The organism is Hydrogenophaga sp., from assembly GCF_030656115.1.
Classification (GTDB): domain Bacteria; phylum Pseudomonadota; class Gammaproteobacteria; order Burkholderiales; family Burkholderiaceae_C; genus Hydrogenophaga.
In genome coordinates this window covers 133,472-144,823 of record NZ_JAUSOO010000129.1, presented here as the reverse complement: position 1 = coordinate 144,823, position 11,352 = coordinate 133,472, and the positions used below count along the sequence as shown (strand labels likewise).

14 protein-coding genes are annotated in these 11,352 nt (G+C 66.1%); 8 read left to right on the top strand and 6 right to left on the bottom strand.

Features of this window, described 5'->3' with window-relative positions; genetic code table 11:
• From Q7J58_RS16760 to Q7J58_RS16750, 3 genes are all read left to right on the top strand, one after another.
• A partial coding sequence (locus tag Q7J58_RS16760; RefSeq protein WP_304830495.1) for a homocysteine S-methyltransferase family protein occupies positions 1 to 860 on the top strand: 860 nt, incomplete at its 5' end.
• A 63-nt stretch (positions 861 to 923) separates the two neighbouring features.
• Entirely contained in the window at positions 924 to 1,175 is a 252-nt protein-coding gene (locus Q7J58_RS16755) for an AbrB/MazE/SpoVT family DNA-binding domain-containing protein (RefSeq protein ID WP_304830493.1), read from the top strand.
• 8 nt (positions 1,176 to 1,183) lie between these two features.
• Positions 1,184 to 1,582: a type II toxin-antitoxin system VapC family toxin gene (locus Q7J58_RS16750; RefSeq protein WP_304830491.1), complete on the top strand. Its 399-nt coding sequence runs from the start codon at positions 1,184 to 1,186 to the stop codon at positions 1,580 to 1,582.
• A 21-nt stretch (positions 1,583 to 1,603) separates the two neighbouring features.
• On the opposite strand, the gene Q7J58_RS16745 is transcribed toward Q7J58_RS16750, so the two are convergent.
• Complete coding sequence (locus Q7J58_RS16745) at positions 1,604 to 2,341, bottom strand: hypothetical protein (RefSeq protein WP_304830489.1); 738 nt, start codon at positions 2,339 to 2,341, stop codon at positions 1,604 to 1,606.
• Positions 2,342 to 2,665: 324 nt separating this feature from the next.
• On the opposite strand from Q7J58_RS16745, the gene Q7J58_RS16740 reads away from it, so the two are divergent.
• Positions 2,666 to 3,616 carry a TerC family protein gene (locus Q7J58_RS16740; protein ID WP_304830488.1) on the top strand — a complete coding sequence of 317 codons (951 nt, stop codon included), beginning with the start codon at positions 2,666 to 2,668 and terminating at the stop codon, positions 3,614 to 3,616.
• Between the two features lie 5 nt (positions 3,617 to 3,621).
• Here Q7J58_RS16740 and Q7J58_RS16735 read toward each other — a convergent pair whose 3' ends face one another.
• The 4 genes from Q7J58_RS16735 to Q7J58_RS16720 are packed head-to-tail and all read right to left on the bottom strand — an operon-like array spanning position 3,622 to position 6,238.
• Complete coding sequence (locus tag Q7J58_RS16735; protein ID WP_304830481.1) at positions 3,622 to 3,981, bottom strand: DUF1304 domain-containing protein; 360 nt, start codon at positions 3,979 to 3,981, stop codon at positions 3,622 to 3,624.
• 48 nt (positions 3,982 to 4,029) lie between these two features.
• The gene (locus Q7J58_RS16730; RefSeq protein ID WP_304830479.1) at positions 4,030 to 4,644 is read right to left on the bottom strand and encodes a hypothetical protein; all 615 of its coding nucleotides are present in this window, start codon (positions 4,642 to 4,644) and stop codon (positions 4,030 to 4,032) included.
• A 38-nt stretch (positions 4,645 to 4,682) separates the two neighbouring features.
• Positions 4,683 to 5,708, bottom strand: coding sequence for a 2-dehydropantoate 2-reductase (locus tag Q7J58_RS16725; RefSeq protein ID WP_304830477.1), 1,026 nt, complete (start codon positions 5,706 to 5,708; stop codon positions 4,683 to 4,685).
• Complete coding sequence (locus Q7J58_RS16720; RefSeq protein WP_304830475.1) at positions 5,705 to 6,238, bottom strand: Mpo1-like protein; 534 nt, start codon at positions 6,236 to 6,238, stop codon at positions 5,705 to 5,707. The genes Q7J58_RS16725 and Q7J58_RS16720 overlap by 4 nt, the downstream gene beginning before the upstream one ends.
• Positions 6,239 to 6,351: 113 nt before the next feature.
• Between Q7J58_RS16720 and Q7J58_RS16715 the strand changes: the two genes are divergently transcribed.
• Positions 6,352 to 7,023, top strand: a complete 672-nt coding sequence (locus tag Q7J58_RS16715) for a Crp/Fnr family transcriptional regulator (protein ID WP_304830473.1) — start codon at positions 6,352 to 6,354, stop codon at positions 7,021 to 7,023.
• 54 nt (positions 7,024 to 7,077) lie between these two features.
• Here the strand turns inward: Q7J58_RS16715 and Q7J58_RS16710 are convergent, their stop codons facing one another.
• On the bottom strand, positions 7,078 to 7,701 hold the full coding sequence (locus Q7J58_RS16710; protein WP_304830471.1) for a cyclic nucleotide-binding domain-containing protein: 624 nt from the start codon (positions 7,699 to 7,701) through the stop codon (positions 7,078 to 7,080).
• Positions 7,702 to 7,822: 121 nt separating this feature from the next.
• Here Q7J58_RS16710 and Q7J58_RS16705 point away from each other — a divergent pair, with 121 nt between their 5' ends.
• The 3 genes from Q7J58_RS16705 to Q7J58_RS16695 all read left to right on the top strand — a co-directional run bounded on the left by Q7J58_RS16705 (position 7,823) and on the right by Q7J58_RS16695 (position 11,249).
• On the top strand, positions 7,823 to 9,031 hold the full coding sequence (locus tag Q7J58_RS16705; RefSeq protein ID WP_304830469.1) for a PAS domain-containing sensor histidine kinase: 1,209 nt from the start codon (positions 7,823 to 7,825) through the stop codon (positions 9,029 to 9,031).
• On the top strand, positions 9,028 to 9,699 hold the full coding sequence (locus Q7J58_RS16700; RefSeq protein ID WP_304830468.1) for a response regulator transcription factor: 672 nt from the start codon (positions 9,028 to 9,030) through the stop codon (positions 9,697 to 9,699). The genes Q7J58_RS16705 and Q7J58_RS16700 overlap by 4 nt, the downstream gene beginning before the upstream one ends.
• A 146-nt stretch (positions 9,700 to 9,845) precedes the next feature.
• Entirely contained in the window at positions 9,846 to 11,249 is a 1,404-nt protein-coding gene (locus Q7J58_RS16695) for a CmpA/NrtA family ABC transporter substrate-binding protein (RefSeq protein ID WP_304830466.1), read from the top strand.
• Positions 11,250 to 11,352 lie beyond the last annotated feature (103 nt).

The following is an 11,352-nucleotide window of genomic DNA, read 5'->3' as shown; positions in this document are numbered from 1 at the left end:
TGCTGAGCCTCACGCGTCCCGACGTGATCCGCGACATCCACGAGGGCTACCTCGCCGCCGGCGCCGACCTGATCGAGACCAACACCTTCGGCGCCACCACGATCGCGCAGGAAGACTACGACATGGCCCACCTGGCGCGCGAGATGAACCTGGCCTCGGCCCGCCTCGCCCGCGCAGCCTGCGACAAGTACAGCACGCCCGACAAACCCCGCTTCGTGTGTGGCGCCCTGGGCCCCACGCCCAAGACCGCCAGCATCAGCCCCGACGTGAACGACGCCGGCGCGCGCAACGTGACCTTCGAGCAATTGCGCGCCGCCTACTACGAACAGGTGGAAGCGCTGGTCGAGGGTGGGTCCGACGTGCTGCTGGTGGAAACCATTTTCGACACGCTCAACGCCAAGGCCGCGCTGTTCGCCATCGACGAATTCTTCGAGAACAGCGGCGAGCGCCTGCCCGTCATCATCAGCGGCACCGTGACCGATGCGTCGGGTCGCATCTTGAGCGGCCAGACCGTCACCGCCTTCTGGGCCAGCGTGCGCCACATCCAGCCGCTGGCCGTGGGCCTGAACTGCGCGCTGGGCGCCACGCTGATGCGCCCCTACATCCAGGAACTGGCCAAGGTGGCGGGCGACACCTTCATCAGCTGCTACCCCAACGCCGGCCTGCCCAACCCCATGAGCGACACCGGCTTCGACGAAACACCCGAAGTGACCAGCCGCCTGCTGCGCGAGTTCGCGGCCGAGGGGTTGGTCAACATCGTGGGCGGGTGTTGCGGGACGACGCCGCAGCACATTGGTGCGATCCACGAGGCGGTGGCAAGCCAGGCGCCGCGGACGGTGTTTTACAAAGAAGCTGCGTGAACTTGATACGCTCACGCCAGCCATGTAATATGCTTATGTCATATTACAAAGGGGAAGGCCACCATGTCCACCACCGCCAAACTCTTTATGAGCGGCCGCAGTCAGGCCATCAGGCTGCCGGCCAAGCTGCGTCTGCAGGCGCAGGAAGTGCGCATTGAGCAGATCGGTCATGCACTCTGGATGCAGCCGCAAGTCGAGCCTGCTGCCGACATGGGCCAGTGGTTGCAAGCCTTTTACGCCAGCACGGAGCCACTGCCTGCCGACTTTCTGACCGATCGGCAAGACCCGCCTGCGCAAGAGCGCGACTGGAGCTGAGCCTGCACATGCGCCGCACGTTGGACACCAACATTTGCAGTTACATCTTGCGTCGTCATCCCGCCAGCATGGTTGAGCGCTTTGCAGCGCTCGATCGTCAGCAGCTCTGGCTGTCGGCCATTGTTGCGGCGGAATTGCGCTTTGGAGCGGCCAAGCTGGCGTCACCCAAGTTCAGCGCGGCAGTGGAAAGCTGGCTGGCGGGCTTTGACGTGCGGCCTTGGCCGGTAGAAGCTGCCCACCACTATGCGCAATTGCGCGCCGCGCTGGAGCGCGCAGGCAAACCCGTGGGCGGCATGGATATGCTGATCGCAGCCCATGCGCTGGCGCAAGACAGCGTGGTGATCACCAACAACGCCCGAGAGTTTCACCGGGTGCCCGGACTGGCGGTGGAGGAATGGGCGCTGTGACCGCCCGCCTGTTCGGGCCCTTCATTCCCCCACCCAGGCCCCCAAATACAGCCACCCATCCGTGCGCGCCGCATTCATGGCCAGCACAAACAGCTCGCCACTCGCCGTGCTGAAGTGGGCAATGCCCGAGACGGTGGTGCCGTGGCCCAGGGCGCAGCCGCTGCCGGCAAATTGCAGCGCCATGTTGAACACGTTCTTGCCGCCGGGGCGCGGTGTGGCGGTGCCGCTGGCGGTGCAGCCGTGGTCTGACGACAGCGCCACAGCGCCGGACGCATCCACACGCAGGTCCATGCTGTGCACGGGGCTGAGGCTGCTCAGGCCTTCGCCGTCGAAGCGGCCTGCCAGCTCGCTCAGGCGGGCCGGTTGGTCGTAGCCCGCCACATAACGGCCGCTGAAACCGACGCCGTGCGAGGTGGTGATGCTGATGGCCTGGCGCGGCACGTAGGTGCCGGTGAAGCTGGTCGCTCCGACCGTGCGCGAAGGGATGTCAAACGCCTGCCCGGTGCCGTGCAGCACGCCCTGGCTGGAACGGGTGCTGCCATGGAAGGCACCGAGGATGGTGCCCTCCCGGTCGTAGAGGCCCCAGGTGTCGCCGTTATCCAGAACGCCCCACTTCACGTGGACGCCGCTCGGCGCGGTGGCAACCCAAAAGCCTTCGGCGCTGTCGCCGGTGTTCGCGCCGGCTTCGTCGCGGCTGGCGGCCACAGCGCCCAGGCAAAAAACCGTGGTGAGGGTGAGCAGGGTCAGGGGCTTGAACATGGTGGGCTGAAAGGGGCGGTGTCTGGCCGTATTTTCGCCGGGTCTGCGGCTGCGCCGGGCAGCGGCCACCGTCAGTCAAATGCTGAAGGTCGTTCAGTTTGTGGGGTCGGGGTGCTGCCCCCACAATCGCGCCTTCCCATCAAGGGGAGTAACCAACCTGCCACCGGGCGCTGCGCGCGGTTTCGGCGGGTGGGGTTTTCGTCAATACGTGGTCTGCTTCAGCGCGAAGCAAACCGCCGGAAACCCCGAACCGGGCGCCACGCCCGGTTCAGGCCAGACCTTGGAGGGTGTTTGTTCTTCAACACCGTCCTTCAAGGTAGTTTTATGGAAACCATTGCGCCCCTGTGGCTCTGGCTTGTGTTTGTTGCGTTCGTGCTGGCGGCGCTGTTTGTCGATTTTGTGGTGCTCAAGAAGCAGGGCGCGCACGACGTGACCATCAAAGAAGCACTGAACTGGTCGCTGGTCTGGGTGGCCTTGAGTTTTGTGTTCAACGCCATGTTCTGGTGGGCGGTGAAGAACGAGACGGGTTCGACCGCCATCGCCAACGAAAAATCGCTGGAATTCCTCACCGGGTACCTGATCGAGAAGAGCCTGGCGGTGGACAACATCTTTGTCTTCTTGCTGATCTTCACCTACTTTGCCGTGCCCTCGGCATTTCAGAAACGGGTGCTGATGATCGGCATCATCGGCGCCATTGTGTTGCGCACCATCATGATTCTGGTGGGCGGATGGCTGCTGTCGCAGTTCCACTGGATCTTGTATGTGTTCGGCGCGTTTCTGATTTTGACCGGCGTGAAGATGTGGTGGGCCGCCGGCAAAGAAGAGAGCCTGGACGACAACCCGGCGCTCAAGTTGCTGCGCAAGGTGTTGCCGGTGAGCAAGGAATACGACGGTGAAAAATTCTGGACCGTGGAGAACGGCAAGAGGATTGCCACCCCGCTGCTGATGGTGGTGGCCTTGGTGGGCATGACCGACGTGATCTTCGCGGTGGACTCCATTCCGGCGATTTTCGCCATCACCAAAGACCCGTTCATTGTGCTGACCAGCAACGTGTTTGCCATTCTGGGTCTGCGCGCCATGTTCTTCTTGCTGCAGGCCGCGGCCAGCCGCTTCCACCTGTTGAACTACGGCCTGGCCGTGATTCTGGTGTTCATTGGCACCAAGATGATGCTGATCGACATCTTCAAGATTCCGGTGGCGGTGTCGCTCGGGGTGGTGCTGGGCATTCTGGCCATCACCATGGTCTGGAGCGCCAAGACCGCGCCCAACACCTGAGCCGCTCAGGCGGCCGGCAGACTGACCAGCGCCAGCAGCGCCGCGGCGGCCGGTATGGTCTGAATGAACAGGATCTTCTTGCTGGAGGTGGCGGCGCCGTACAGGCCGGCCACCGCCACACAGCCCAGGAAGAAGGCCAGGGCCGGCGCATCGGCGCGCCACAGCGCCCAGGCAATGCCGGCGGCCAGGAAGCCGTTGTACAGACCCTGGTTGGCCGCCAGCACCTTGGTGGCCTTGGCAAAGTCGGGCTTCAGGCCAAACGCCTTGTGGCCTTTGGGCGTGTCCCACCACAGCATTTCCAGCACGACGATGTAGACGTGGATGAAGCAGACGATCAGGGCGAGGGCAATGGTCAGGGTGTGCATGTTGTGGGCCTGGGTGAATGGGGTTGGAGGGTTGTACCCGATGCCCTGTCAGGCGGTGCGGGCGCGCCGGTGGTTCTGCAGGGCGATCACAGCGCTGACCACCACCGCCACCCCGAGCAGCCAGCCCAGCGTGCGCGAAGCAGCGAGTTCGCCTTCTCGTGCGGCGCCCATGAAGAAGAGCAGCAGAGCCAGCGCGTGAACGCCCCAGCGCTGCACGCGCACCCACAGGGCTTCGGAGCGCCAGAGCCAGGCGATCAGCACGTCGGCCACCCACCAGGCGGCAAACACCGTGTCCAGACGCGGGACGGTCACGCGCGGCGTGTTCAGGATGCGCGACCAGTCGTTGCCGAAGATGACGACCACGGCCCAGTAGAAATGCACCAGGAAAACGAGCAGGGACACGGTCCAGAACGCCAGCCAGTAGTCGGCCGCCTTGGCCGAGCGGTGGCGAAACGGCAGCAGGCACAGGGCGGGCACCACCAGGATGAGCGCGGCCCAGATGGTGAAGAAGGTGGTGTGCAGGTCCTGCCGCTGGCTGGGCAGCATGTCGGCAGCGCCGCCGCCGGGCGGCGTGAGCGCGAACAGCGGCAGATCACGCGTCCACCACGCAGCGGCAAAGGCCAGCAGGAGCAGCAGTGCAGCGAAGGCGCTGGTCCACGCCATGGTTGGTGCGCCGGGTCTGGGGGTCGGAGGAAGTGACGTCATGTTCGTGGGGGTGGTGCGGGCATGGGACGGCACGCGGTGGAGTGGGAAAGAATGCGCGCCGCCATGGCGCTGTTGAGCGGGGCTGAACGGCCGGAGGTGTGTGCCAGTCGCACGATCTCCCCGCAGAGCTCGTCGATCTCGGTGGGGCGGCCGTGCGCCAGGTCGTCGGCCATGCTGGAGCGGGCCAGGTGGTCCATGCGCAGCATGCGCCGGGCCAACACGCGGAACATGGGCGTGGGCAAGCGCAGCACGCGAACCAGCAGCCGCCAGGGCAGCGGCGTCATGCGGGCGGGTCGCACGCCCGCATGGGCCATCACGTCCAGGGCTTCTTCCATCAGTGCGGCCAGTTCGCGCCGCAGCGCCCGGTCCTGCAGCTGGGTGCGCAGGGGCAAGCCAGAGAGGGCGTTGACCGGGTTGTTCAGGTTCAGCAGCAGCTTGCCCCATTGCACGTCGCGCAGCTGGGTGTGCAGGACCAGTGGCAGGCCGGCGCGCGCAAAGTGGGCTTGCCACAAACGCAGCGCGGGCGTGTCCTGCGCGGCCAGTTGGCCGGCGGTGCCCCGGTGGAAGCGGCCGTCGGGTCCCTGGGCCACATTGAAGGCCACCATGCCCGGCACGATCTTCAACGCCGGCGCTGCTTTCTGGGCCGTGGGTGCGTTCTGCACGCCGTTCTGCAGCGACAACACCGGCGTGCCCGCAGGCAGTGTTTGCTGCAGGTCGCGGGCCGTGTGGGCCGTGGCGCCACTCTTGACGCACAGCAGCACCAGCGAGGGTTGTGCGCCCGTGGGTACCTGTTCGTGCAGCCGCAACCGGGTCGCTGGGATGTGCTGGTCGCGGCCGTCCTGATCGGTCAGGTGCAGGCCACTGAGCTGCAACTGGGCGAGGCGTTGGCTTCGCCCCACAAAATCCACTTCAACGCCAGCAGCCTGCAGGCAACCGCCCACGAAACAACCAATGCTTCCGGCGCCCATCACGAGCACGGGGCCGGGCGGGGCGTTGCCCGACAGGTTGGCCGAGGTGCTCACGCCGGGCGCTTTTCAGCGGACCCGCGCCGTTGCACGGGGCCGGCGGCGGCCTCGATCGCCGTGTGCAAGGCGCGGAAAGCGCCCAGGGCAAAAGCCAGTTCGGCCACCACAAACATCGGGCCGATCAGCAGGCCGCGCAGGTCGTCCACGAAGGCGGGTTTGCGGCCCTCCCAGTAATGGCCGATGAACTGGAACACCCAGCCGACCACAAAGCTGCCCAGGCTCCAGCCGAGCCAGGCGTTCAGCGGCGCGGTGCCCAGGGGGTGCGCAAGGGCCACCAGCAAGGCCAGAACCAGGGCGGTGCACAGGATCAGCGCCCGCTGCCCAAGTGTGAAAAACCACGCGGTCACCAGCGCCCAGACCACCCAGTCGGCGCTGATGACCAGGCCCGCCGTTTCCAGGCGAACGCGCGCCAGCAGCGCGGCCACGGCGAAGACGATGAGCGGAATGCCGATGTAGTGGGTGGCGATGTTGCGCGGGTCGCGGTGGTAGTGGGCGTACTGCACCAGCTGGCGGGTGGCGTTGTCCATGCTTGTCTCCAGGGTGGTTTGTGTAGGAGCGGCAAGGATGCGCGCAACCGGAGCGGCTGTCTGTCAAAATTTCGACAATCCCGCCCAGGTGCGGTGGGTTGCTGTCTCCTTCCATGCCCTCATCAGAATCGCTACCCACCCCGTTGCGGGCCGCGCTGGCCAGCGACGAATGGTTCGCCGCTTGCTCCGCAGAACTGCAAGACGTGCTGCTGCGGCTGGGGCGGGTGCGGCACCTGGCGCATGGACAGTCGCTGTTCTTGCGCGGAGGGCCGGCGGACGGTTTGTGCTGTGTGATCGCGGGCGGTCTTTACATCGGTACGCTCAATGCCGAGGGCCAACCGGCTGAACTGGCGTATCTGGAGCCCTACCAATGGTTTGGCGAAATTGGCCTGATTGACGGTTTGCCCCGCACGCACAACGCGGTGGCCGACGGCGAAACCCACGTGCTGGTGGTGCCGCGCAACGCCTTGCAGGACTGGCTGGATGGGCATCCAGACCACTGGCGAGAACTCGCCCGGCTGGTTTGCCAGAAACTGCGGGTGGCTTTTGTGGTGCTGGAAGAGCTGGCCTTGCTGCCGCTGGAGGAGCGCATCCAGCGCAGGCTGTGCCTGTTGGCCCAAGGCTATGGCAGCCGCGGAGCGCCTCGCCGTCGCATCCGCCTGGGGCAAGAGGTGTTTGCCCGCATGCTGGGCGTGAGCCGCCAAAGCGTGAACAAGGCGCTCAAGACGCTGGAGACCCGGGGCTTTCTGCGCCTGCACTACGGCGAAATCGAGTTGCTGAAATGAGGCGGCGCCCCGCGCAGCGGCAGCGTGGGGGGACTTGTTCAGCGCCGCCCTGACTCAACGCCTCCTGTCGTTTGTGGGCATCAGCGCGTCCAGCTCCTCTTGCAGCGACTGCACCAGCTTGCTGTAGATCTGCTGTTTGTGGATGCTCTCGCGCAGCCGCTCGGCCAGGCGCTGGGCCACCGCGGTCATGAGTTTGGCGGCGGTGGCCGGGCGTTTGGTGATGAGGGTTTCCAGCGCCTCGCGCGTGAGCACCGCGCAGTGCACATCGGTGCTGGCGGTGCAGGTGGCGGAGCGGGCTGCGCCGTCCACCAGCGCCATTTCGCCAATCAGGCTGCCCGGCCCCAGCACGTTGACCGTGACCGGGTTGACGCGGTGCCCGATCAGGTTTTCCACCGTGATTTCCCCGTCCAGCACCAGCACCATGAAGCCGGTGTCGGTGACCTCACCCTGGCGGATGATGGTGGTGCCGCTGGCAAAGCGGTGCGGCGTCATGAAGCCGACGATGGTAAGTGCCTCGGTCTCGCTGAGCTGCATCAGCGCGGTGGGTGCGCGCAGCAGCCGGGCCGCTTCGTGGGCGCTGGACGAGCCGCTCACCGCCGCCTCGCGGGGCGTGGGGTGGCGTGAATCGGATGCGTTCTTTTCGCGGTGCGCGCCAAACAGTTTGTCGAGCAGAGCCATGGGGGTGTTGGGCAGATGGAGGGGCTGTAGAGGAACGGTAGACGGGCATTGTGCCGCCGTTGCCATGCCCGCGGTGGCAAAAACACACAGCGCTTTGGCACATCGATTGCTTGTGCGTTGCATGCCCTTGGATGCCCACGCTTGGTTCAGCCGCCCTCAGACGCCCGCCGCCGAGGCCTGGCGCGATCCGCTGGCGCTGTTGCTGGCCTCCACCGGCGAAGGCATCTACGGCGTGGACCTGGACGGGCTGTGCGTGTTCATCAACCAGGCCGGTGCCCGCATGATCGGTTTTGAGCCCGCCGAGTTGTTGGGCCGCAACATGCACGAGCTGACCCACCACGCGCGCGCCGACGGCTCGCCCTACCCCGAAGCCGAGTGCCCCATCTTCAACGCCTTTCGCCAGGGCCTGCCCTGCCGCATCGACAGCGAGGTGTTCTGGCGCCGCGACGGCACGGCGTTTCCGGTGGAGTATTCCAGCCACCCCATTCTGGATGGCCCGCAGGTGCGCGGCGCGGTGGTCACGTTTGTCGACATCACCGAGCGCAAGCGCGCCGCCGACGCACTGCAGCGCGCCAAAGACGGGCTGGAAGAGCGCGTGAACGAGCGCACACGGGCGCTGGCCACGGCTTTGAAGCAGGTGCGCGAGCTGGCCGCGTGGTCGGAAACCGTGCGCGAAGACGAGCGCACCCGCATTGCCCGCGAGGTGCACGACGAGCTGGGCAGCCTGCTGGTGGCGCTGAAGATGGACGTGAACTGGATGGACAAGCGCCTGGCCGAACAGCCGCAGCGCAGCCCCGAGGCCGCGGGCGTCATGCGCGAGCGCATGCGCTGCAAGTGCCAGAACATGAGCCGCCTGATTGAGACCGCGGTGGACAACGTGGGCCGCATCATCACCGACCTGCGCCCCAGCATTCTGGACCACCAGGGCCTGTGGGCCGCGCTGGAATGGCAGGCACAAGAGTTTGTGCAGTCCGCTGAAATGACCCTGGACTGGTGCCTGGCCGTGGACGGCGTGCCCGAGCCACCCGAGCCGCTGGCCATGGCGGTGTTTCGCATTTTTCAGGAAATGCTGAGCAACGTGGGCCGCCACGCGCACGCTCGGCACCTGGCGGTGTCCATTGTGGTGCACGGTCGTGCGTTGAGCCTGGCGGTGCAAGACAACGGCGTGGGCGCCCTGGCGCAAGCCTTTGAAGCCGCCGACGCCTACGGCGTGATGGGCATGCGCGAACGCGCCCGCCACTTTGGCGGCGAGGTGCACATCAGCAGCGCACCAGGACAGGGCACGCGCATGTGCCTCACGCTCACCTTGCCCGACGGAGTTGCCCCATGAACCCACTGCCCGACACCTTGCGCGTGCTGATCGGGGACGACCACCGCATCGTGCGCGAGGGGCTCAAGCAGATCCTGGCCGACGCGCCCGATGTGCAGGTGGTGGCCGAGGCCCAGACCGGCACCGAGGTGCTGGCCATGGTGCAGGCGCTGGGCGGCCCGCAGGGGCTGGACGTGGTGCTGCTCGACATCGCCATGCCGGGGCTGGACGGGCTCGATGTGTTGCAGGCGCTCAAGCGCGAACACCCGCGCCTGCCGGTGCTCATGCTCAGCACCTACCCCGAAAAGCAATACGCCGTGCGCTGCATCCGCCTGGGCGCCTGCGGCTACCTGAACAAAAGCGCCGACCCCGACGACATGCTCGCCGCCGTGCGCAAGGCCGCCAGCGGCGGCGTGTTTCTGAGCCAGGCCACGGCCGAAGCACTGGCCGCGGCGGTGGGCAGCGCCTCGGCCCAGGGCGGGCCCGAAACGCTGTCGCACCGCGAGCACCAGGTCTACCGCCTGCTCACGCAAGGCATGACCGTGAGCGAAATTGGTGCGCAGCTGGGCCTGGCGCCCAACACGGTGAGCACCTACCGGGCACGCATCCTGGAAAAGACCGGCGCCAAGAACGATGTGGAACTGGCGCTGTACGCCGAGCGGCACGCGCGCACCGCCAAACCCATCTGAATGGGACCGCGGTGTAGGGCCAGCCCTACACCGCGTGGTGCCCACTGCTGCGAAATGCAGAACCCGTGCGCCCACGCCGCTGACTGGCACGGCTTCTGGCCCGCTGCTTGCAATGCACACCGCGTCTACAACTCACGAGGTGTGCCATGTCCGAATTCTTCGATCCCTACAACGCCGACCGTCCTCTGATGCTGAAGTGCAGCTGTGGCCGCGACCACACGCTGGCCGACCACCACGCCGAGGTGGCGGCCGACGGCGCGGCCATCGAGTTGCGCCGGCGCAGCGAGAGCGCCGAGTTCGAGGCCTACAGCAACGCGTTCATCGAAGCCACCCTGGTGAAGGCGCTGTTCCCGCACGACGAGCAGCGCCGCCTGTTCCTGCGCGCGGTGGGCAAGGGCACGGCCATGGCGGCCATTGCCAGCGTGTTGCCGGTGGCCAGCATGCAGGCCATGGCGCAAGAAAAAGGCAGTCTGGAAAAAACCAACCTCAAGATCGGTTTCATTCCGATCACCTGCGCCACGCCGCTGATCATGGCGCACCCGCTGGGCTTCTATGAGAAGCAGGGGCTCAAGGTCGAAGTCACCAAAACCGCCGGCTGGGCGCTGATCCGCGACAAGGTGATCAACAAGGAATACGACGCCTCGCACTTCCTCAGCCCCATGCCGCTGGCCATGAGCATGGGCCTGGGCTCCAACGCCGTGCCCACCAACGTGGCGACGATCCAGAACATCAATGGCCAGGCCATCACGATGTCGATCCGCCACAAGGACAACCGCGACCCGAAGAACTGGAAGGGCATGAAGTTCGGCATTCCGTTCGACTACTCGATGCACAACTTCCTGCTGCGCTACTTCCTGGCCGAGCACGGCATCAACCCCGACACCGACGTGCAGCTGCGCGTGATCGCGCCGCCCGAGATGGTGGCCAACCTGCGCGCCGGCAACATCGACGGCTTCCTGGGCCCCGATCCGTTCAACCAGCGCGCCGTCTACGAAGAAGTGGGCTACCTGCACACGCTCACCAAAGACCTGTGGCACGGCCACCCCTGCTGCGCCTTCGGCACCACCACCGAGTTCATCCAGAAGAACCCGAACACCTTCGCCGCGCTGTACCGCGCCGTGCTCACGGCCGCTGCCATGGCGCGCCAGCCGAAAAACCGCGAACTCATCGCCAAAGTGATCGCGCCCGCGCAGTACCTGAACCAGCCCGAGATCGTGGTCAGGCAGGTGCTCACCGGCACCTACGCCGACGGCCTGGGCAAGATCCAGAAAGTGCCCGACCGCGCCGACTTCGACCCCATGCCCTGGCAGAGCATGGCCGTGTGGATGCTCACGCAGATGCAGCGCTGGGGCTATGTGAAGGGCGATGTGGACTACAAGGCCATTGCCGAAAAGGTGTTCCTGATCACCGACGCGCGCAAGCACATGAAGGACCTGGGGCAGGAGTTCAAGGCCGGCCCGACCTACACCAAGCACCAGATCATGGGCAAGGAGTTCGATCCGGCCAAGGCTGCGGCTTACGCCAAGAGCTTCGCCATCAGCAAGGCCTGACCACGCCCGCCGCGCTTCGCGCGACGCCCTCAAGGGAGCCATGCCCGTGGGCCGGCAAAGCCGGTTCCACGGCATTCCTGGAATGGTCTGTTTCGCGCCGGAA